General features: G+C 48.0%; 23 protein-coding genes. 11 read left to right on the forward strand and 12 right to left on the reverse strand.

What is annotated here, in order from left to right:
- Nucleotides 1–111 precede the first annotated feature (111 nt).
- Complete coding sequence (locus AAC022_RS23850; protein WP_339735200.1) at nt 112–1,254, reverse strand: hypothetical protein; 1,143 nt, start codon at nt 1,252–1,254, stop codon at nt 112–114.
- A 169-nt stretch (nt 1,255–1,423) separates the two neighbouring features.
- Here AAC022_RS23850 and AAC022_RS23855 point away from each other — a divergent pair, with 169 nt between their 5' ends.
- Nucleotides 1,424–1,705 (forward strand): hypothetical protein, encoded by a 282-nt coding sequence (locus AAC022_RS23855; protein ID WP_339735201.1) that lies wholly within the window; start codon nt 1,424–1,426, stop codon nt 1,703–1,705.
- A 127-nt stretch (nt 1,706–1,832) separates the two neighbouring features.
- On the opposite strand, the gene AAC022_RS23860 is transcribed toward AAC022_RS23855, so the two are convergent.
- Nucleotides 1,833–2,267 (reverse strand): VOC family protein, encoded by a 435-nt coding sequence (locus AAC022_RS23860; RefSeq protein WP_339735203.1) that lies wholly within the window; start codon nt 2,265–2,267, stop codon nt 1,833–1,835.
- Nucleotides 2,268–2,538: 271 nt separating this feature from the next.
- On the opposite strand from AAC022_RS23860, the gene AAC022_RS23865 reads away from it, so the two are divergent.
- Together AAC022_RS23865 and AAC022_RS23870 are read left to right on the forward strand one after the other, a co-directional pair.
- On the forward strand, nt 2,539–3,255 hold the full coding sequence (locus tag AAC022_RS23865; protein WP_339735205.1) for a hypothetical protein: 717 nt from the start codon (nt 2,539–2,541) through the stop codon (nt 3,253–3,255).
- Between the two features lie 327 nt (nt 3,256–3,582).
- Nucleotides 3,583–3,915 (forward strand): hypothetical protein, encoded by a 333-nt coding sequence (locus tag AAC022_RS23870; RefSeq protein ID WP_339735207.1) that lies wholly within the window; start codon nt 3,583–3,585, stop codon nt 3,913–3,915.
- Nucleotides 3,916–4,023: 108 nt separating this feature from the next.
- Here the strand turns inward: AAC022_RS23870 and AAC022_RS23875 are convergent, their stop codons facing one another.
- The 4 genes from AAC022_RS23875 to AAC022_RS23890 form a co-directional block, all read right to left on the reverse strand.
- The gene (locus tag AAC022_RS23875) at nt 4,024–4,443 is read right to left on the reverse strand and encodes a hypothetical protein (RefSeq protein WP_339735209.1); all 420 of its coding nucleotides are present in this window, start codon (nt 4,441–4,443) and stop codon (nt 4,024–4,026) included.
- On the reverse strand, nt 4,440–6,143 hold the full coding sequence (locus tag AAC022_RS23880) for a hypothetical protein (protein ID WP_339735211.1): 1,704 nt from the start codon (nt 6,141–6,143) through the stop codon (nt 4,440–4,442). The genes AAC022_RS23875 and AAC022_RS23880 overlap by 4 nt, the downstream gene beginning before the upstream one ends.
- Nucleotides 6,144–6,316: 173 nt before the next feature.
- Nucleotides 6,317–8,074, reverse strand: coding sequence for a hypothetical protein (locus AAC022_RS23885; protein ID WP_339735213.1), 1,758 nt, complete (start codon nt 8,072–8,074; stop codon nt 6,317–6,319).
- A gap of 244 nt (nt 8,075–8,318) precedes the next feature.
- Nucleotides 8,319–8,852 (reverse strand): hypothetical protein, encoded by a 534-nt coding sequence (locus AAC022_RS23890; protein WP_339735215.1) that lies wholly within the window; start codon nt 8,850–8,852, stop codon nt 8,319–8,321.
- A gap of 476 nt (nt 8,853–9,328) precedes the next feature.
- Between AAC022_RS23890 and AAC022_RS23895 the strand changes: the two genes are divergently transcribed.
- Nucleotides 9,329–9,691 (forward strand): DUF2089 family protein, encoded by a 363-nt coding sequence (locus AAC022_RS23895; protein ID WP_339735217.1) that lies wholly within the window; start codon nt 9,329–9,331, stop codon nt 9,689–9,691.
- Between the two features lie 2 nt (nt 9,692–9,693).
- A complete protein-coding gene (locus AAC022_RS23900; protein WP_339735220.1) occupies nt 9,694–10,476 on the forward strand; it encodes a PspC domain-containing protein in 783 nt (260 codons plus the stop codon).
- A 213-nt stretch (nt 10,477–10,689) separates the two neighbouring features.
- Here the strand turns inward: AAC022_RS23900 and AAC022_RS23905 are convergent, their stop codons facing one another.
- Nucleotides 10,690–10,815, reverse strand: coding sequence for a hypothetical protein (locus AAC022_RS23905; protein ID WP_339735221.1), 126 nt, complete (start codon nt 10,813–10,815; stop codon nt 10,690–10,692).
- 15 nt (nt 10,816–10,830) lie between these two features.
- Here AAC022_RS23905 and AAC022_RS23910 point away from each other — a divergent pair, with 15 nt between their 5' ends.
- Nucleotides 10,831–12,045 carry a DUF1501 domain-containing protein gene (locus AAC022_RS23910; RefSeq protein WP_339735223.1) on the forward strand — a complete coding sequence of 405 codons (1,215 nt, stop codon included), beginning with the start codon at nt 10,831–10,833 and terminating at the stop codon, nt 12,043–12,045.
- Nucleotides 12,046–12,096: 51 nt separating this feature from the next.
- On the opposite strand, the gene AAC022_RS23915 is transcribed toward AAC022_RS23910, so the two are convergent.
- Both AAC022_RS23915 and AAC022_RS23920 read right to left on the reverse strand, forming a co-directional pair.
- Nucleotides 12,097–13,776 (reverse strand): LamG-like jellyroll fold domain-containing protein, encoded by a 1,680-nt coding sequence (locus AAC022_RS23915; RefSeq protein ID WP_339735225.1) that lies wholly within the window; start codon nt 13,774–13,776, stop codon nt 12,097–12,099.
- A 13-nt stretch (nt 13,777–13,789) separates the two neighbouring features.
- Nucleotides 13,790–14,311: a sigma-70 family RNA polymerase sigma factor gene (locus tag AAC022_RS23920; RefSeq protein WP_339735227.1), complete on the reverse strand. Its 522-nt coding sequence runs from the start codon at nt 14,309–14,311 to the stop codon at nt 13,790–13,792.
- Nucleotides 14,312–14,646: 335 nt separating this feature from the next.
- Between AAC022_RS23920 and AAC022_RS23925 the strand changes: the two genes are divergently transcribed.
- Nucleotides 14,647–15,666: a DUF1559 domain-containing protein gene (locus tag AAC022_RS23925; protein WP_339735229.1), complete on the forward strand. Its 1,020-nt coding sequence runs from the start codon at nt 14,647–14,649 to the stop codon at nt 15,664–15,666.
- Nucleotides 15,667–15,764: 98 nt separating this feature from the next.
- Nucleotides 15,765–16,232 carry a hypothetical protein gene (locus AAC022_RS23930; protein ID WP_339735231.1) on the forward strand — a complete coding sequence of 156 codons (468 nt, stop codon included), beginning with the start codon at nt 15,765–15,767 and terminating at the stop codon, nt 16,230–16,232.
- 70 nt (nt 16,233–16,302) lie between these two features.
- On the opposite strand, the gene AAC022_RS23935 is transcribed toward AAC022_RS23930, so the two are convergent.
- Nucleotides 16,303–16,809: a carboxypeptidase-like regulatory domain-containing protein gene (locus tag AAC022_RS23935; RefSeq protein WP_339735233.1), complete on the reverse strand. Its 507-nt coding sequence runs from the start codon at nt 16,807–16,809 to the stop codon at nt 16,303–16,305.
- Between the two features lie 81 nt (nt 16,810–16,890).
- Nucleotides 16,891–17,814 carry a DUF1559 domain-containing protein gene (locus AAC022_RS23940; protein ID WP_339735235.1) on the reverse strand — a complete coding sequence of 308 codons (924 nt, stop codon included), beginning with the start codon at nt 17,812–17,814 and terminating at the stop codon, nt 16,891–16,893.
- A gap of 464 nt (nt 17,815–18,278) precedes the next feature.
- Here AAC022_RS23940 and AAC022_RS23945 point away from each other — a divergent pair, with 464 nt between their 5' ends.
- From AAC022_RS23945 to AAC022_RS23955, 3 genes are all read left to right on the forward strand, one after another.
- Complete coding sequence (locus AAC022_RS23945; RefSeq protein WP_339735237.1) at nt 18,279–18,668, forward strand: BlaI/MecI/CopY family transcriptional regulator; 390 nt, start codon at nt 18,279–18,281, stop codon at nt 18,666–18,668.
- Complete coding sequence (locus AAC022_RS23950; RefSeq protein WP_339735239.1) at nt 18,665–19,645, forward strand: M56 family metallopeptidase; 981 nt, start codon at nt 18,665–18,667, stop codon at nt 19,643–19,645. Before AAC022_RS23945 ends, AAC022_RS23950 begins: the two co-directional genes overlap by 4 nt.
- A gap of 215 nt (nt 19,646–19,860) precedes the next feature.
- The gene (locus AAC022_RS23955) at nt 19,861–21,105 is read left to right on the forward strand and encodes a hypothetical protein (RefSeq protein ID WP_339735241.1); all 1,245 of its coding nucleotides are present in this window, start codon (nt 19,861–19,863) and stop codon (nt 21,103–21,105) included.
- Here the strand turns inward: AAC022_RS23955 and AAC022_RS23960 are convergent.
- Nucleotides 21,094–21,585 (reverse strand): NUDIX domain-containing protein, encoded by a 492-nt coding sequence (locus AAC022_RS23960; protein ID WP_339735243.1) that lies wholly within the window; start codon nt 21,583–21,585, stop codon nt 21,094–21,096. The two genes, AAC022_RS23955 and AAC022_RS23960, sit on opposite strands and share 12 nt — an antisense overlap.
- Between the last annotated feature and the right edge of the window lie 21 nt (nt 21,586–21,606).

Consider the following 21,606-nt stretch of genomic DNA (forward strand, 5'->3'; position numbering starts at 1 on the left):
GACCTTTTTACGTTTCAGCTTCAAAATGATGGATACAACAGTTTCATTTACCATCTACGAGTTCAAAACGCGAACAAATCTGTCTCAATAGTGTCGGTCAGATGTTAAGGTTCACCCTTGAATTACTTTCAAACTGGTGATGCCAGATGCAATACGGATTTGATCAACGACGTTCTGAATGGGGTTTGCAAATGTGTGTTGTCCGTTCCCGGCAAAGAGGAGACCAACCAATTCATGCTTATCATTCAAAATACCGCTACCGCTGTCACCGCTATCGCTAAAATCTCCAGTATTGTCGTCGGTTGGCGCGATGATAAGTTGGTCAACGAATCTCGCCGTGCCGCCATCATAGGGTACGTTGGCAACGCCGGCGACTCCAACCACGTTACCTTCAGTGTAACCAGTCGTTCTCCCCACTTTGTAGACTCGCGATGATTGGTTTAACGCCCCCGTAGTATCATCGACCGAGTATGCGGGAGCGACTCCGCGGATCGTTCCACCGTAGGTAACACGATCCGTATCATCGAATTCACGCCCAGCGTCATAAAGTTGCGCGATCGCTGCATCAACAGTATTATTTGGTGTTCCAGCGATGGTCGGAAACTGCAGCTGTACAACACCGACGACACCACCAATCTCTAGTTCGTTGATCAATTTATTAAACGTGGGCATCAAGTTTAACTCACTATCCGTTAAGTCGAGCGTTCCGGGTTGAACTATCGATTCTCCGTTTACCGCTGCATTTGACCGTCCTATTACGTGGTTGTTTGAAACCAAAAAGAGATACCCTGCGTCATCCGTCATATAGAATCCAGCCGTCCCAACACTCAGGAAATTCGGGTACTCATTCGTCGGATTAGTCACGCCAATTCCGCAACGCAACTGTTGGAATCGTTTTTGCGCGTTTAATGCTGGAGGCGGCCCCCCATATCGACCGCGTTGAGCTATAGGAGTACGGAGCCCGGGCATTGGTTCGATCGCCCCCGTAGTCTCAACAACGTCGATATCCTGACTACCCGCCTCGACACCAGAGATTGAAGAAAATGAAGCTGCAAACGTACTAATGCCGCGTGTTCTTAATTGAGTGGCTGTCAATTTATGATCGACATAGGCAGTTACGCAGAAATCTGTCGCTTGAGCCAACGGTCCCGAGTCTTTGCTGGCAACCGCAACGAAACGAACGTTGCTCGTAGGATCATCCAATAATGAAATTCCGTGTTCACGTACAACTAGAACGGCTTCTTGAAAATCCATGACATTCTCCTCGTGTATGATTGTTGATATACATTCCCACACAAACCACTGACATTATATACAGACTATCAAGTTGCCCCGTCAGTTCAACAATATTTCTGCTAGTTTCTATCCGTTTACAATAGTATAATAATTAACAGGTTGTCCCAGAAATAAAAAGGAGTAGTCCATGCATACAAATCAACCTACTTATCAACAACTAAAAGAATTGCTTGCTGATAGTGATTCAGTGCTAACCCGGCTTGGCCTGCCCAACGCTACGTTCATGATTCCCACCGACGGCAAAGGTATGCGGATCCTAGTTTCTGGCCCCAAGCAACAATGCACGCCAGGCAGTCGAGTTTTGGATTGGAAGCTATCAGACGGTGAAACTGTTTCAGTTTTGTTTGAAATTTGTGATGATTTCACACCGGTAGAACCACTCTCACGGACAGAAGAAGACGTGGAATGAATTTGTTTTCAAATAAACCAACTACGTATGCCGCTTTTGTCCAGAGGGGCCAGCTCCCCAAATATTATGGCCCATGACAATCCTGTACTGCCCCCCCTGTACTGCCCCCACAGTGTAGCCTGTGAAATCAAGTGGCAAACAACTGGGTCTCGACGTCGCGGAATGCTTTGAATTCCAGGGCATTGCCGCTGGGGTCCAGAAAGAACATTGTGGCTTGTTCGCCGGGCTGGCCTTCAAATCGGAGATACGGTTCGATGACGAATTGGACTTCGTGCGCATGCAATTTTTCCGCCAGAGACTTCCAGCGATCCATCGTCAGGACAACGCCGAAGTGTGGGACGGGAACGCCGTGACCATCGACGGGGTTGACGTGCGACGAGATGTTTCCTACAGGACCAATGGCCGGATTCAAGTGGCACACCACCTGGTGCCCAAAGAAATTGAAGTCGACCCAGGACTCGGAACTACGACCTTCACTACAGCCGAGCAAGTCACCGTAGAAGGTTCTGGCTTCGGCGATATCACGAACTTGAAACGCGAGGTGAAAGGGATCGAGTTGCATAAGAAAGACTCGGCAGCTTGAGGGTGACGGGATGGAAATCGATCATATTAATTTAGCATACCTTCGCTACACCAGCAAGGAGTAGAGCGGACCGACGGTAAAGAGGGCCGCCCCTGATCCCATTTTTTATATTAAATTACGAATTCCAACGCTTTAAAATCCAAATAAATCATGCTTCAGGACGATTAAATACTTAGATCCATACCCCCAGATTTTCTGATACCAACTCATCCAAGTGAGCGACAATTCACTTAGGCGGGATAGTAAAACCATGTCAATGATCGTTGATGCATTACGCGGCGTTGCGGGGCTCATCAAGTATGCGTTTCAGACTTTTGCCCTTACCCTATTTGTTGTTGAAATGATCTACGGTCCGATTCTGGCCGCGATAGTTCTCTGGATCGCTCTCACCAACGATAGTATGGTTCGCTTCGTTCTCGCCCTATCGATCACTGTCATTTTCGTCATTGTGCTTGGATTTCTTGTGGCGTTTCAAATGACTCTGGCGAAGACAATTTCCCGATTCATCGAGCGCACTGCCATTGGTCGACGTGTATTCGATGCGCTGTTTGACATCATTCTGGGGGTCTCTGATGAAGATCCTGACGGACGATTTTCTGCATCCCAGTCTATCCACGGAATGTCAATCTCAGAACTGGAAGACAAACTGAAGTCTGCGGGAGATGTGCTGCTTTCACAAAAAGTCGTTGCAGCAACCGTGCCTCGCTTTGCTCTCTGGTTTGCAGGGAAGATTCAGCGAGCCCTCGTCTGGGCAACGGTTCGTGTCATCGTCCGCTCCTGCATGTCAGATGGTCCCAATCCCTCTATCGATTTACTGGTTTTGCGTCAGAATCTCGCAGGAGTGATCGATGCACAAGTTGCCAACTATTTGAACCACCATGCCATTCGCTTGATAATAGCTCTGTTCTTCGGCGTCTCTTTCCTGGCGATGCTTGTAGCATACGGTATTCGACACATCCCACTTTAAGTCGATCGGGAAGTAATAGTCCCTTTAACGTCATGAAGACGTTAAAGGGAACAGCCCCCCGATATTGGTTCACAGACGAAATGTGCTTGATATTTGAACGAAATTGAGATACGTTGTAAGTGATAGAACTTATCGGTGCCTCAAAATTCGTTCTTTTTAAAAGCAGTGTCGCTTACACTAATCTGGGTAAGCAGGTTCTGCCTTGCGTCGAATGCCAGTCTGATTATGAAGCCTTTACCATATAATACGAGGCCCCTCTCACAACTCACGATTGGGGAGTGCTTCAAACTCGGTTCCGTTCTCGCTCTCATTCTTGCCTTGGGAATAATGACCGAACAATTCTATTTCGCGATGATTTGCTTTGGGGCTGCTGTCGGAATGTTCTTTGCAGAGTATTTTGGTTCCACGCGACATCGTGAATTTGTATTCCTGGTCTTCTTACCGTCCGCATTCTCATGCATTACGACCATCCTTCTTCTACTACTACAAAGTCCAGATGGTTTTGACATCACAAAAATTGCGATCTGGGCCTTTCTGGGAACGGTTGTGGGAATCATCCCTGCGGTTCTCTCCGTCATTGTTCTCAGTATTCTCTCGTTAATCGTGTTCCGATTGACGGGACTGCGATTTCTGAAATTTGACTGGAACCCCGACCATTGATCAAAATCCTGTGGGCCACGGGAATACCTGGCAGGAGACTAGAATTTCTTCTTCCTTCTTTGGGTTGGATGAATTTGATGAGACTATCCATGAAGTGATTGGTATTTGTTATGTTGGCGCTTGAGAGCTAGAAATTGCTTTGCTTCCACCAGGTAAGATATAATCAGCGCGATCAACGATTTGTCGTAATCTTTCTTCAGTACCAGGGTTGTTTTCCCAGATCACAAAGGCAACATTCAGGGCAATCTGCATTGAGGGATGTGTTTCATATTGACGAATCAATCTGGCTAATTCGTCTTGATCATAATTCGCATGTTGTAACTCTTCCTGTGCGTTGGCAAATTCAATACTGTTTTTCGTTTCGTCAATAAATTCGTTTATGACTTTTTCTACGACAGGCATTATCCCAGGGATTGCTTCCAGCAGATAATGGTTTCGGCACCCCTGAATATCACCAAGCGTTTTTTTTAATCTGACTTTAATGTGACCCGCTTCGTTTTTGACAAAATCGTTTTCATTCTGATTCATGAGATTTCATGCTCCTGGATATGCGTGTGATATTTTATGGAGATCCGATTCAATATTTCTTGAAGTCGGTCCGATTGAATTTCTGCTGCACATAATTTATCAAAAGCTCGTTTTGATGAAAGGTGAATCGTTCCTTTTTGATTGCGAAGGATCTCAGTCGCTGTGGAGAGTTGGACAGATTGCCCATTACAAACACGAGACAACTTTTGCGTGACATTCTCAGAACAAAGAGTGACTGCATTAACATGAGAGATTAGTTCTACGCCAACTCGAAACTCCGGTTGATACAGCTCAACTCCGGGATGTAATAATTTCTGATCGTTTCCCATCGAAGATTTATTAAACATAAACCCATGAAATCTAGCGATGAGTTCCGAAAGGAGTTCTGCAAAGGAGAGCTTCAGCATCTCCTGGCGTAGAGTTTGAGTTCCTGCAGAAACGTGAAACGAAAGCAGACCTACAAATTCTTTTCCGCAATCCAGCAATAGAAAATATTCCAATAACGCTTGTATGCGGCTCAAAGTAGACATGGGGCACTTTTTTCCCAGCAATTGCTCAAGATAAAGCTCATCAACAACAGGGGAGTAAACACCTCGAAGTTGTGAGGCGATTTTTTCTTTTTGTTCTTGGGAGATGTTCCATTCGTCACTGAGTATAAATTCAAGAAACTTTGACGTTATTATTGCATGCAGGGCTTCACCGATATCACATTCGTTTGATGTACTGAGTGTTTGAATTTGATGGAGAAATGTGGTTAAGGATTTCAGTTTCCTGAATTGGTCACATATTTTGATATTTGTTTCAGCGCGATAATCAACATTGAAAATCGCCTGTGGTCTCTTGATACTATTTTTCTCGATTTGAGAAATCAGTGCTTCATTTTGATATTTGCCAAATACTTTCGCGTGAGGATCGATTAAAACCCAGCCAGCAGAACCTATTTGAAATACGACTCCCATGTGAAACATAGCAGGCCGAACGCGATCAAGTTCAGGACGCGTAACGATAAATTCTAAGAAAGAAATCAGCTCTGGTTTAAGTTGGACTTTGTGTCTTCGGGCGTGCCTTAAAATACGTCTTGCCACACGACAATCATGTCTGATAGCGACCTCTGAACTGGGTATCAGAGGAGTTGCTCCCAACACGGTTGCATTAGCGAGTTTCGCAAAAGCAAGTATGATCAACGCACGACCAATACAATTTGGATTTCCATGTTTAGTGAATTGTCGAGCAAAGATTCGGTTACAGGATTGATTCGAAAGGTCGTCCCAAATATGTTCCAATAATTCTTTTTGAGAACGAACGGGTTGCGACTGAGTCAATAAAGAGTGATAAAGCTCAGCGCATATTTCATAGCGTCTGCTGTGTGAACTACTTGCATACTCAGATGCTAGTTTTTTCAGGCAGGGATCAAGTAATTCTGCTGTACTTTGTATTGCGCGTTGTCCCAGTATGATTAACTCAGAAATCAAGTTTGGTGATTCATGATCATCGGATGAGAATCGAGTCCTGATTATATGACACTCGTTTGGGGAATCGCGTGGGAAGTCAAGAGTTCCCAAATCGTTAAGAGTCGTTCTTTTCTGGCAAAATGAAAGGATGCGATCAAAATCTGATGTTCGATTGAACCCTTTGTGTGAACCACGTTTGTCAGAGTCGTTTTGGATTGGCAAAGGTTTCGTTTGATTGAGCGTGGTCATTCCAGATTCATCCTCAATAGCTTTTTGTCACAAGATTTACGTCAACTGTAATTTCCCATCTAGGTTGAGTCTGGTACCACTCCAAGCATATTTCATGACCCTCTTTAATATCGCGCTCCCCTCTCCAAAGTGAAGAGAGGAGCAAATTTTAGCGAAAACAAATCGGTCTGCAATCACTCCTCATCCACAGGTGATTCCTCTGCTGATTGCGGCAGCATATCTGTTTCCGATGGCGTTTCTTTTCGGGGTAATAACCAGGCATGCTCCGGTAGCCAGCGGGCTTTGTGGGCGCTGATCAGAAAGGCGATCAATAAGGCGGCCACTGACCAGATAAACGCGGTTACGGCCTCGCGGCTGAGGACTTGCGTTGCCAGTCGAAATCCGTAAGCGGCACTGGTATAAAGTAAGACGCTCAGTGTGGCAGTAAAGGAATACCAGAACCAGCGATTTGACCAGAAACGGGCGATCAACAAACAACCAACGGCCCACGAAGCCACATAAGAGACCCGCCAGATAAACGGGATTTCTACCGCGCGCGTACTCCAGATGACGACCACTGAGACTAATGGAATCAACAGCGCACTCGCACATTGCAAAACCCGGCTGAAATCATCCTTCATCGTCAGTCCCAGCACCAGCGCCGCGATCCACAAGAAATGAAAACAGGCCGTAAATCGATACTGGAATAGGATCGTGTCCGGAATCAGAAGCCAGATCCCCAATGTCGCCGCCAGAACTCCGACAGTACAGATTCCTGAGGAACGCTTCCTCATTCCCAGTCCCAGTAGCAGGACTCCATCCAGGAGCAATGGCCAGGGTGTAGGATCGATGAGCGTCCGCGTACCAAGAGTCTGGGGACCAACGATAGAGAGGAGCGCAATCGCCCCCAGCCCTGCCCCGATCGCGCCCGGCACACGTCGAAACGCCGCCCAGAGATAAAATCCCAGCATCAACCAAAGTGTGATCCAGATAGGAGAGCCAATCACATCAGTCACTTGGAACAGAAAACCAAGGTGGACCCGCCCTGTTACCACCGGCATCGCCAGCAAAAGTAACAACGGAGAAAATCGGATCACGCCTGCCTGAAAGGCTTTGTTGCGTGTCACCAGACTTCCCTCCAGCAACAGCAGGAGCAAGACAAAGCCGAGTGGAATTAAAAAATAGAAGCCCCACAGGGTATCGAAGGAAATCAGGCGTGGGCCGCTTCCTGATGTAATCCACATCGGCCCCGCAGGGCCAAACGTAAGGCAAAGTGCGAACGAGCGCAGACTGACACAAGCGGCGATCACGCCAAACGCAATCCAGGGAAACCACGGCCAGCCCCAGGGAGTGCCGTTCCCTTTGACATAATTGACGCCCCCTCGAATGGCGGGCAGCAGGCACAGAAACAAGACGGAAGCGGCGACAGGGAACAGAAACAGCGTCCATTCCAAAGATGCAGCCGAACGGGCATGCATCTCAGGAGAACACCACCAGGGTGCCACATAAAACAGAGCCAGAAACAGGTGATAAGGAATACGATAGCGAAAACCCAGACGAATGCCTGCCCCCCATAAAACGGCTTCAGAAACGATCGCCGAAAACAGAAAGCCGGCGATCATCAAAGTCATTCCCTGTTCCGGAGAAATGCGGGAAAACAGATCATCCATACTCACAGAAACACCGAGAAACAGTAGCAGTAGCAACAGCAGAATCGAGCGGGCATCTTCCCAGACTTTGCCCCAACGCACAATCAGCACGCCGATCCCCGCCAACAACAGAGTATACCCGGCGAGCACTCCCATCATAAGCCAACAATTGATGGAACCAATCTCGATGGTTCCGTAAGCGGACCGCACGGCGAACAACATCAAAACCGCACTAATGACATAGAACGGATTGTGGTTGTAGAGGTAACTCAATACCGGGCGGTGAGAAGTAGAAGCAGACATATCAGCCTCCTCTCAAGAAATGAAATAAATAAAACCCCAAGAACAGGGGAAAAAAGATGGGTTCACTTCTATAGAAAAAGCATTATAGCAAAATTGTTTAAACAGTTCTATAAAATTCTAAATGATGATCGGAATTGAGAAAAGCGCGCATCGACATCGACCTTAATGTCGTGTCGAACAGAATTGTGCTCGCTCCCACCCCAATCTTCTTGCTTCTGTCTCTGGATAAACAGAACCGTGTGGTTCAGCAGCGAAAATCATGCATCAGTGAATAGCAATTGACCGTGCCATCAAGTTCGCAGACGGCCAGGACCAGTGCTCCGGGATGCTTGAACTGAATCTTGCCGGTCGTTTTATGATTTTTCCAGTACAAACCGCCTTGTCTGGTGAATTCATCCTGATCAGCAATGGCACGAAAGATCCGCATCGAGCCCGTTCTGTCGAGTTTCACTTCTTGGGAATCCCATTCCGGATTGCTATAAGCAGAAGTAAAAATGAGGCGATATTTGCGATCCGGCTTCTTAAATGTGACCTGCTCCAGGAAATAGAACATTGAGGGATCCTTGAGAGCACTCTCCAGCTCCTTATCGATCCGTTTCGAATTCCCATCTTCCTTCTCAGCCACTTGCGTCGCAGGCTCTGGTTTGCCGGTCGTCTCTTTTTGTTTCGTAGCCGCTTCGCTGTCTGAGTCTCTGGTCGCGATCACACCGACGCCTGTCGCAACGATGCCCATTCCCGCCACCATTTTTACTGCATCTCTTCTGCTTACCTGACTCATGACTGCCTCCCGTTGGCGCGTGTCGGCACACAAAGTTTCAAGGTGCCATTCACCGCCTGACTCGTTGTGAAAAGAAAATAATAATCCAATAATAACGCACGCACTTCACATAACACGCTGTACAGGTCAATTTTACCAGCCTGCAAATAATGATCAACAGAAGTTTCCAGTGAGTGAACATTGAAGTCAGAACCTGAGACCAATTACCGTATAATCAATCCAGTCTGAGAGGGGTTCAGAATTGACCCAAAATGTTTTCTCGGCTCATGTTGGTAATGTGCTGGGTCGTAGAAACTGAGTGGTATAATTCGTAATTCCCATCTGGTAGCTTTGAATTTTCAATACCCACTTTCGCTAACCCAGCAAGTTTGATAAATATTCTACAAGCAAGCCTGATACCATAATTTTATTTTGATACGACTCCAATATCGAAATTTTATTTGGGACAACGCAACTCAACTCGATATAATAGAAAAATGGAACTCACGAGAATCAAAACAGAATGTCCTTATTGCAATGCGGTTATGCGCCCGGTAGTCGCGGCGTGCGATCGGTGCGATGTGGAAATTAGAGGGCATTTTCGGACGACACAATTCTCTCACTTACCAAGTGAAGACCTGGAGTTTCTTGAGCGATACCTCTTGGCCGGATTCAGTATTAAAACGTTGGCCGAAGGATCGGGGTTGGGTTATGTCGCGATTCGGAATCGACTGGATCGGATCATCAAGTCATATCGCTGCCACCTCGAAGATGAAGAAGAAAAATTTGCGATTCTTAAGAAACTGGAGAATGGCGAAATGACATCCGAGGAAGCAGCTAAAGCGATTGAAAGGTTATGACCATGCAATCAACTGAGATCTCGTCTCGCGAAAAACTCGACCAGATGCTTCAGAATGGGAAAATTACCGAGGAAGAATACCGGCGACTTTCACAGGTGATGACAACTCCTTCAGAACAGATCAAAACAGACAATACGCTGACCTGCAAACGCGGTAAATTTTGTAAGAGTCGGAAAGATGGTCTAATCGGGGGACTATGTGCCGGATACGCGAAGCACTTCAATGTTGATCCTACGCTCGTTCGAAGCGTTTTGATTCTCTCTTACGCACTTTTGTCAGTACTGAGCAGCGGTATTGGACTAGCCCTCATACCCATATTATATTTTGCTCTGTGTGCCTTCGTCCCATGGGATGCAGACGAGAAAACTCAATCTTTAATTACGAGCGGACACCCACGGTTTTTCGTGGTTACCATCGCTTGTCTGTTCATAGTTCTTCCGATGCTCTACTCGATTCTAATTTCACCTCAACTTGAATCGATTTACTCTGATTTCGAAGTCAGTGTCTGGTCTGTAGAGTTCCAGCAGACTTTGGCTGGCAGAGCGATTGACTGTGTTTCAGAGTACCGGCAGTGGCTTCGACTCAGCAATGGTGCGATCTTCATAGGATTAGGAACCTCTGTGTTATTTACGTTGTTTTTGGGGGTTGTCTATTCCAGTCTTTGCAAAGTTCGTTTGCGGAAATACTATGCGATCATAATGATTGGTTTGGGTGGATCCTGGCTGGTTTTTCTTGTCGCTGGAACTCTCTCTCCCTTAGTGACGATGATGCAAACTCTTTCGTAGAATGACTCACCCTTCCTTTTCTCCTATCTAACGCACTCAATTTGGTGAATTTCCTCTGAATCTGGCTCTCTCTGATATCTCGCCCATTTTCCTCTTGTATCCCTGAGAAAAATGGTATAATCCACACATCAACTTGGGTTTATACGACAAATAGTGAGGTTGCGCATGGACGAATTCCAGATGAACCGACGACAGGCCCTCATTGCGAGTGGTTTAGGCACGATGAGTCTCGGCATGCCAGGCATGGTGCTGGGAAGCGACAAGGTGGACTCCTCGGGAAACGCGGTCGCGGCGGAGAAGTCTTGTATTTTCGTCCTGCTGTGCGGCGGACCAAGCCACCTGGATACCTGGGATATGAAGCCGGAGGCCCCAGTAGAATATCGTGGGCCTTACATGCCGATTGCCACCAAGGTGCCGGGCATGCGGATCAATGAGATGCACACCGAACTGGCGAAGTTGACCGACCAGTTTACGCTGATCAATTCAATGTCGCATCCGGGCGCGATCAGCAATCACTTTGACGCGATGCACAATCTGCTCAGCGGCCAATCGAACAAGCGCGTACAGCAGGGTACAGCGAACGAACAACCCTACCTCGGCTCATTCGTCGCCAAACATAAACCGAGCAAACGCAATTTCGTGTCGAATGCCTGGCTGATTAAATGCGTGGGGCCGCCTGTTTTTTGTGCGCCCAACATTGGCATCGGCGGTTACCTGGGCTCGGCCTATGCGCCCGTCTTTGTCGGCTCAGCAAACAACCATCCGGCAATGAAAGAATTCAAGCCGCCCGAAATTTACGCTGCCTACGATGAGGCGCGCTTTGAAAAACGGAAGACAGTGCTAAGCAAGCTGGAATCGAATCGATTGGATCAAGACCAGACAGTGAAGGACTGGTCTGACCTGCGCGAGAAGACCTATGAAGCGTTGACGCGGGCGGAAGGCCGAAAGGCGTTTAACATGCATGAGGAGCCGGTCAAAGTCCGTGAAAAATATGGCATGCATCCCCTCGGACAGAATCTGCTTCTGGCCAGGCGGATGATGGAATCGGGCGTGCGGTTTGTGACCGTCAACGGCTGGACGGGACAGGCAGAGCATGACAAGAAAGGGCCTCCCAGCAGCAGCTGGGACATGCATGGCGGCAACATGGGCATGGGCAACGCCTTCGGTAACGGCTCTTACGGCATGGGCTTCTGTTTGCCTCGTCTGGATCAGGCACTGGCTGCTCTGCTCTCTGATCTCAAAGAGCGCGGCATGCTGGACAACACGCTGGTGGTTGTCACAGGCGAGTTCGGTCGCACCCCCAACGTGCTGAAGCAGGACCCGCCGGGGCGACAACACTGGCCGCGATGCTTTTCATCGATTCTGGCGGGAGCGGGCATTAAAGGGGGAAACGTCTACGGCAAGTCCAACAAGTACGGTCAGTATCCCACCCACAACCCGGTCCGCCCCGAGGAACTGGCGGCGACCATCTACCACGCCCTCGACATTCCGATCAACGATCCGAAAGACCCTACCGGTATTTTACGCACCCTGACGACGGGCAAACCGATCATGGAATTGTTCGGCTGAGCCGATTGAAAGACCGACTCTGGCCAGTTTCAACTAACTTCGACAGGCAAATCACCAGAACATCAAGCGAAAGTGATTGTCGATCTCTTCCGGGCTCAAGGCTCGTTTGTAGAATGCGAATTCATCAATGCCGCCTATGAACTGCCGTAGCGTATTCACGATCCTGAGTTGGCCCAGGTAAAGCTTGTAGGTTGATGAATCACTGGCCACGTTCAGAAAAACACGGCGGGCAATCAATCCATCAAGATACAGCTCCAACATATCGTGTTTCTTAACAACAACGACCTGCATCCACTGCCCGTGAGTGCACCGTTCTCTTGAGAAGAGATTCACCCCTGTCTTCCCATCAGCGCAGGGAGGGTCTCTTTGCAGAAAACGCAGATTGCCAATATCATGTTTCAGGTTAGAAAGGTATTGTTTGGCCATGATCTCAATTACGTTGAGATGTTGAATTCCAACGACATCCGTTTCTTGAATAACGGACACACAAGTCATGTGTGACAATCTATCTGCCCTTAACCAAAACTCGATTGAAAAGGGCCCTTCATTCCATTGCGGAAAGGGATCTGCCGACATAATCATACGAGGCGCTTTTGACTTTTTAAATTGCGCGTGCCCATCAACAATTCGTAAACCGTTCGGTTCATTAATATTGCGAATCACGTCAGCCGCCCATTGCGGACTCATCTCATTTCGTACCTGCCCATGCTCTTCCGCTTCAAAACGCCAGTAAACCAGAGGCCGCGCCTGTTTAATCGCGTCGATATATCCCTGCCTGACGGTGAGGGCCAATGAAGGAGTTTCAACGATTTTCAGAGAATTGGTCGAGGCGTCCAGCTTATTGGGTAATGCCATTTTATTTTTATCGAGGCGGTCACCTGATGATGGATTGGAGCGGTTACTGGCGATAGAAGATTCTTCGTTTCCTGCCAATGGAAGCTTCGCCTGACTCTTCAGCCGTTTCGCTTCTACAGGAGCATGTTTCTCGACTTGAATCCCAATTTCAGTCCCTAAATCAACAACAGCAGACTCCGGTGCATTGATCACAAAACCAATTGCTGACTCAGGAATTAACGCGGTGGCCCTGCCGGATCGCAATGTTGCAGCCGACTTTGAGATCATCTCGATCTCTGCTGGCCCCACAATGGTAATCAGCGCGCCGCTGAAAAACTCCAGTTTGATTTGTCCCTGCGGAATTTTCAGTGTCCCCGCTTTAAAACAGCGTCCGATTTTCAAGTCATCCGAGTCGATGCCGCTCACCTGAGTTAAAATGGCAATATCCGGTGCGGGTTCGCTTTTAGGAAGAAGAGAGTTACTCAATTCCTCCTCCCGTTTTGATTTGGGCGTCTCCTGATTGGATGGTAGCGTCAGATGCTGGTCGTTGGGAACGGTCCGGGAATACCACGGAGATAATACAAAAGAAATCACGAGGATCAGGCAGACAACACTGACGGTGATCGCGATGACGGTCTTGCGATTTGTCGCCGTCTGTTGTGTTTTCAGCTGTAATATCGCAGAGGAATGCGCATTCGAATTCGGTACAGAGCACTCTTCATAAAGCGCAGACTCAAGATCCACCAATTGAATATAGTGATCTCGAAACGAAGTATCTGTCTGAAGGCGGCTCTGAATTCCCTGCAGCTCCTCTTCTGAAATCCGCCCATCAAGTAAACGCCGAATCAGATCGACATCACTTTCGGGATTTTGTCCATTAGGAAATGGTGCTGACATCTAAATAAGTCCTTTAAATCCTGTCCAAAGCAGCGACGCGGCGTTCGACACAATCAGTAATTAATTTGCGTACACGGTCTAACCGTCGATAGAGCGCTTTGACAGTCCGTCCTTGTTCTTCAGCCAGTGTCTTAATGGTTGATGAATCTGAATATCTGCGTTCCAACATATTCCTGTCTTCCAGGGAAAGTTCGGCGAGGCAATGTTTCAATGCTGAACGTTGTTGGCCCAAATAGGTCTCTTGATCTTTGCGTGACTCTGCCAGCAAAGACATGACCTCTTCATTAAACATCAGTCTGCTGCGGGCGCATTCCTTGCGAAAATTCAGTGCTTCGAAATAGGCAAAGCGGGTTGCCCATGGGAGAAAGTCTCTGTTTAAGTCAAACTCATCAAATTTTTCCCACATCACCAGCGCCGTTCTTTGTAACACTTCTTCCGCATCATCCCGGCGCGGGATCAGCATCATAATATATCGCAGCAGCGCACGATCGTATGTGACCATGAACTTGGCAAACATATTTCCCGAAGCTTTCATCGCGTCATTTTGATTTTGGACTATATGGCTCAGTAGAACGACCTCATCATCATGTTGTAAGTCACCAGACTACTTCTCCAGACGGATGCGGAATTCCCCCTGCAATATTTCACTTTTTGCTTAATCAGCCAATCTACTGTTTATTTTAACTTATTCATCATATTTTCTTAAAAAAGTAAGGGGATTTTTTCTCTGCCAGGGAGAAATGGATAGCGGGAGAGATCCATTCATACCCCCCGTCTGGATTTCCGTCGATTTATCTTTTTCTTGAATCATCAGGATCTTTTTCACATTTCTCCGGGGTGGATTCTTATTTTGGGCTGGGATACATAATTATGAGGAAACGTCCACTTGGTTTTACACTCATTGAATTACTCGTTGTGATTGCCATCATCGCTATTCTCATTGCTCTACTCTTACCTGCCGTTCAACAGGCACGCGAAGCGGCTCGCAGATCTCAGTGTAAAAACAATCTCAAACAACTGGGGATTGGTTTGCACAATTACTATGAAACGTTTTCACAGTTTCCTCCGGGAGGTGTTCACTCCAGTGTGCCTCGCAACGGGGGAAGTGGCCATAGTTTTGGCCCCAGTTTTTATGGTTTAATTTTACCCTTCATGGATCTCGCCACCATGTACAATGCAATGGAATGGGAAGGCGAGTCCCCGGGTTACATCAGAGAAGGCGCCGGGAGCGCCGGTGATTCCAACGGTCTGATTGCCAATCAGGCAGGACAAATACCGGCATTCACCTGTCCTTCATCCACGCTGGCCGTGCGCAATGGGTCTTTCTGCCCTTTCGCGCATTACGCCGGAATCACTGGAGCCGCTGACCCGACTTCATTTACTGAAAGTCGTATCTTTGACGATGGTAGCCTGGGGCTGATTTCAGGCGGGGGAATGCTCGTCCCCAATAAAGGCATCCGTCTGCGCGACTGCACCGATGGGTCCAGTAACACCATCATAATTGGAGAGGCAAATGGAAACCTGGAGCGACTGACTGCCGGTACCTATTCCAAACTGGCGGCCTCTGGTACAACACATGGCTGGTTGATGGGACTGCGCGTGACAGGCACGCCACCCAATCTACAGCCGGTCTCCGCAAATTCAGATCAACGCTGTTTCAATCTGACAACGGTCAGATACAGCCCTAACCAGGAACCGTTTGCCAATCAGCTCTTCCCGGGTATGGGCAGTAACGTAGGGGCCAATAACCCACTGATGTCGTTTCACGTGGGAGGCGTTCAAGTCTTACGTACAGATGGTTCAGTCCGTTTTCTTAGCGAAAACATTCACCTTGAGACCCTGAAGCAATTGGCGACTCGTGATGACGGTCGGCCAGTGGGAGAGTATTAATCCTGAGCTGCTCCACTGAGTCTCCTATCTTAAAACATGGTTGAATTGTGTCTCGATCATGATTTGAATCTGTATTTCGATTACAAAGGAAGTTTCTCATGCACGCGTCACGTGTTGTTACTTCATTGCTCATTGTTCTACTGGGGATTAGCACCTCAGCATGCTCGAAAGAAACTGACTTCGGCCCGATGGGGAGTGTCACGGGTAAACTGACGATGGATGGAAAAACGATTGACCAGGGAACTCAGTTACTCTTCATGAAGATGGATGCCGGGTACGCAGCCTTTGGAGAGACGGATGCGGAAGGAAATTATTCGATTACCTGGGCGCGCGATGGAGAACGCAAATCGGAACTCCCCATGGGCAGTTACAAGGTACTGATCCAACCTCCCCGAATTGGCAAAGATACGGAAGAAATGTCGGCGGAGGAGATGCTCGAAGGCGGCGATGTGGCCCCTGCCAAACCGAAATTCCCTGTGAAGTATCAGCAACACTCCACCAGCGGTCTCGAATTTACGGTTAAGGAAGGTGAAAACCAAATCGACATTGATTTAACTTCTAAGTAACATCAATGTAAATCGTCTCAACTTTCGGAAGAACCAATCATAATCCAGATTCGCGATCGTTTATTCTGCGTTATGACACATCTTGTTCCGAATGGGCTTTCTTATCGGGAACCTTGAACTCGGGATTCTCGAGTTTAAAGTCGGCGTCCTCTGCCCCTGCTGGAGGCACGTCGAATTTCAGTGTCGTTTTCGAATTGTACTCTGCCGGAATCGGGTTGGGGCCGCGGCGGTCTTTTCCTGACGAGTCAAAGGATGGCAATATTTCCTCGAACTCATCAAGCGAAATCATCACATCATTTGGCCCGACGACTGCCCCTTTCGCGCCGGTCAAAACGATCGTAAGGTGATACTGGCCATCTCCATTCGTTTTGCCATATGACTCGGCCCCTACTTTGGCCTCATTGTCCTCTACTGTCGTTTGAGGCCGAAAGACTACCGTAGCCCCTGGTAGCGGCTCACCGTTCATGGTTACCGTCCCGCTAACCGTCGCCAACTCCACCTTATCAGAACCACATCCCGTCAGCACCACAGTCAAGATCGTCACTAGAAATATTCGAGGTATCAATAAGTTGCTCATCTATGAAAACACTCCTTACACGGAATTCAAACCATCAGATTTCAACACATCTGTCACTTTCCACCGCGAGAATCAGAGCGATCACCATTCCCCGATGATTTCTTCCCCTTCCATGGTTGCCAGACTTTGAAAGATCCCCAAATCAATATTTTCACTCATAAAGCGACTTGATCCGTCCGCCAGTAGAACTTGCATTCCACCGACATGCAAACTGCCCCAGCCTCGTTTGCAGGCGTTACTGCCTCCTGTGCCTCCGATTGCCACACAACGATCATAATCAGGGATCAAAGTACGACGTTGCGCGGTAAAGGAAGACTGACTGTAAGAAGTGTATGTGTAGGCCCAAAACGTCCCGCGACGAGGACGGGTTCTCGTATGATACTCTGCCACCACAATCGTATTCGATGTCCCATCGGTAATCGAACTGAATTTTTCGACCGTGTAACCAGTCGTCCCAATACTATGCAGGACACCTTTCCAATTCTCCGAAAGAGACGCCCCTTCCGCATTATCGAACCAGCCGCTTGTATCACTTTTTCCAGAAACGGCGCGATAGGAACTCATGCGATATTGTACGCCGCTACCCGGCCCACTCTCCGGCTGCATCAATTTCCCGGCGTTCTTATCCGACGGACAGTTGTAAACAACCATGTTTTGCTCCCGGACAGTCGCGTTGGGGGGATCTTCGTTGAACGCGTTGGAATCATACTGTTGAAACAACGGTGCCTGATCGAGGTAAGGTAGAATCGCGATGGCCCAGTTGATCCCACTTTTGGTTGAACAACAAGTGCCGAGTGTGACTCCTCCCGGAGGAAACGAACGATACGTCTCATGGTAATTGTGCAACGCTAACCCAATCTGTTTCAGGTTGTTCTTGCACGAACTCCGTCGCGCCGCTTCACGGGCCTGCTGGACCGCCGGCAACAACAACGAAATTAAAATCGCGATAATCGCTATCACGACCAATAATTCAATCAGTGTAAATCCACGTTTTTGTGTCTTCATAATTGGCCCCGCTAAAAAGAAATGAATCTGAGTGATCACGTCTCAAAAAACACACTCATTCCTCACTATATTATTTTTCAGCTAAATGTATACAAAAATTTCATACAAGAAATCTTTACTTATCCAGCAGAGTCAATTTTAGTTTTATTAATCACAATTGTCTGAAGTTTAGTCATGCGTTTGAGTCAACAAATCAAGGCTCTTTCGGCTTTTTCATCAACAGAAGATTACGAGGAGCGAGCAAAAAAGGAATTCACCTCATCTCAATAATTCTGCAGCCAGTCCTGAAAGAAAACCGGTTCGGACTCGGCGAGAAATGCGTTCGTATGCTTACTCATTGAACGCGATAGAGCATGCTGGCGAAAGTTTTCGTTTCGGGGTTGCAATGGCGAATACGTTCGCTAGTATATATCGGAGTAGCGAAACTATTCGCTACTCCGCCCCCCTTTCACTGGAGCCCCAATATGCCGCGTCCCCCGTCTTCACAGCTGACGGAAGTCGAGCTACAAATCCTTCGCATTCTTTGGGAGAAGCAGGCTGCGACAGCGCGTCAGATTCATAATTGTATCTCTGAGGATCGTAACACAAACTATTCCACGACAGTCAAGATGCTGTCGGTCATGCTCGGCAAGAAACTTGTCAAACGTGACGAAACAGTTCACCCTCAGATGTACCGTCCTGCTGCCACTCAACAACGTACGCAGAAGAAAATGCTGCAGGATCTCATCAGTAAAGTTTACAATGGCTCAACCGGGAGCCTTGTTTTACAGGCACTTTCCTCACAGCAAGCTTCTCCGAAAGATCTGGCCGAAATTCGTCAGTTACTGGATGAGTTGGAAGAGAGTGAGAAATGAACGCGTTATCAACGATATTCCAAGCTGATTGGGCCGAACGCGTGGGTTGGACATTACTGCATTCCTTATGGCAGGTCACGCTACTCGCAATCGCGTATCATCTCGTTTCGATATTACTCAGAAATCGCCCGGCAACCGTTCGATATTTTGTCTGTTGTGTGACGCTGTTCTCAATGCTCGGCTTTCCGCTAAGCACTTACTATCTACTTTCACAAAATCCCATTCAGGTTTCGACAGACAAAAACGACACACCCACATTGGCTAAGGGATCAAACGATTTGCCAGTGTCTTCGAATCTCTTCACACATTCTGAAGACCTGATTACAGATCCAATATCTCCTGCGACGCAGTCCTCTTCTACAGAACGCGAGACGGACACTGTTTCACATGCGGTCCTTCCCACATATTTTTTCACAGACGAGCTATTATCGTTATTGCGTCCCTGGCTGCCGCTGGCAACCATCGTCTGGCTAATGGGGACTGCCCTCTTTGCACTTAGGCCACTCTGGGGATGGCTCCATGTACGTCGGCTGAAACGCCACGGATTGTCCCCGCTCGCTAACCAGTTACGAGACTTGGGAACCAGCCTGGCTATCCGACTAGGCGTCAAACAGAGCGTACAATTTTTTCAGTCATCATTGGTTGAAGTGCCAACGGTCGTTGGCTGTTTATCTCCCATCATCTTATTGCCGGCTTCCGTTGTCACAGGCCTCACAGTGCAAGAGATCGAGTTGATCTTAGCGCATGAGCTGGCTCACGTCCGCAGGCATGACTATTTGATCAACCTTGCACAAACGGTGATTGAATCTCTGCTTTTCTATCATCCTGGAATGTGGTGGATCTCGAATCAGATCCGCCAGGAACGCGAAAATTGTTGTGACGATATCGCCGTTACCCTCGGTAAAACCGTGCCGTATACGTCCAGGCGCTGGCACGGCTTGAACAGCAACGTCAAGAGACGCCAACCATGGTACTGACCGCAACTGGCGGATTGCTCTTATCCCGCGTTCGCCGATTATTGGAACAATCGAAAAAGGAGGTAGGCTCTTTCAACATCACAGCCTGTCTTACCGGACTGATCTTGATTGGCCTGGTTGCGACTGCGTTAACGATGAACAGCATGCCCCAGAGAAATTCGATTGCGCTTTTCACTAGAGATCTGGAAAGCGAACTGCCTGAGGGTGAGTTGAGTGTGGAAATTTCCAATCACCTCATCAAAGTGATTAAGGCATCTAATCTGCCGTTTTTTAATGAAACAGACCTGGATAAAATTCGCAAGGATTTTCGTCAGGTCGTCGAAAAGTACGCCCCGGATAACTTGAGCGATGACCGCAAACGATCTATTCTCACGGCGATCGAAGAACACAGTAGTCAGCATCTGTTTCTACCCAGCTTTGACACGAATAGAATGGACTCGCTGAATGAAAACTATCTGAATATGCCTGACCGACTCAAAACACTCCAATGGAAGCTTAGTCAGGCGTTACAGCGCGGTCCCTTGAACAAAGAACAGGCACAACCTCGGAAAGAACTGTGGACGTTTATGTCAAATCATATTATGAGTTTTCCTGAGTTTCGCCATTTTACTCATCAGGCAGCACTCAAGGAGCTTAAGACTCGTTTTACGGATCCTCTTTGTACCCAGTTCGACCGTCCGATGACGGATGAGCAATTCAAACAATTCAAAGATAAATTACAGCAAAGCTCTTATAATATTAAGCATGAAATCATATTTGTGGCCCGTCATTTGTCTGGGGCAGCTCAGCAGGCATACTATCCTTATGGAATAGGTATCACTAGCACTCTGCCTTTTGATGATGAAGTCAATCAATCCGGCACAACGAATGGATATGTGACATTGAGGTTCACATCAAACGATAAATTCCGCGGTAAGAGACACGAGTTAGAAGATTTCAATAATTCATACTCCGTTTTTGATACGGACTTTGCCCTTCAAACAAATCCGCTAATCACTGTGCCAGCAGATGTCCGAGAACCGGACCAAATCTCTCACTGGCTTGATCAAACTGGCAAAGGCGATTTCGGTTACAAAGATGGCGAACTGTTCGCAGTACGTGGAACAAAGCTGGCACTGCTGAAAGTAAAAAACTGGCTCGAAGCCGATGCAATCAGCAACGGTGACTTGTTTGCTGAAATTAAAAAGCAGGACAAACGCGCCATCAATGTCAAAAACGATATTAAAACCTATCACGACCAGTTTCCAGCGCGCCATTACACTGAATACATTGGCCCTTACATCGGGGTACTGAACCAGGAAGGCCACCTGTCAGTCGTTCACGTCAATAAGGACTCCTTCAAGGACGGCATTAATCTCAATTCCCGCCCGCGCGTCCGTAGTAGCGAGATCGTTGACAAGACCAGTGAGTCAGAAAGTAGGGCCCTTCCAATACCACCCACCATACACTCAGTCCTGTAAGAAAACCGGTTCGGAAGCAGCGTCAAAAGCGTTCTCGATTAATTCCGGCAACGCAGCGGGACGCAGAATCTCAGTGGTGCTACCGAGTTCTTCGCGCGACCACCATCGGATCGCTTTGAGTGTTTGACGCTCGCTGTCAGACATTCCAGCATGATTGAGTTGGGGCGCATCAGAAACGCGGCACACAAAGTAGGTTTCATGGCTAAGTACCAAACCTGCTTCTGGAAGATTTAACTGGACTTCTCGCACGCCGACCTGCCTGCCGATAATGACATTCGTCAGACCCAGTTCTTCCTGCAACTCGCGCCGGAGTGCGTCGACTGGTCGCTCACCAGCTTCGATCCCACCGCCGGGTGTCGCCCAGTAACAGAGCGTATCAGGCCGCGCAGAATCAACCGGCGTCCTGTCTTCATGCTGGATCAACAGCACCTGATCCCGCGGGTTCATAAGTATTGCCCGGGCGGATTGTCGTTGCTGCATGGAATACGCTTTATGCTTACT

The sequence above is a fragment of the uncultured Gimesia sp. genome (assembly GCF_963976445.1).
GTDB lineage: Bacteria > Planctomycetota > Planctomycetia > Planctomycetales > Planctomycetaceae > Gimesia.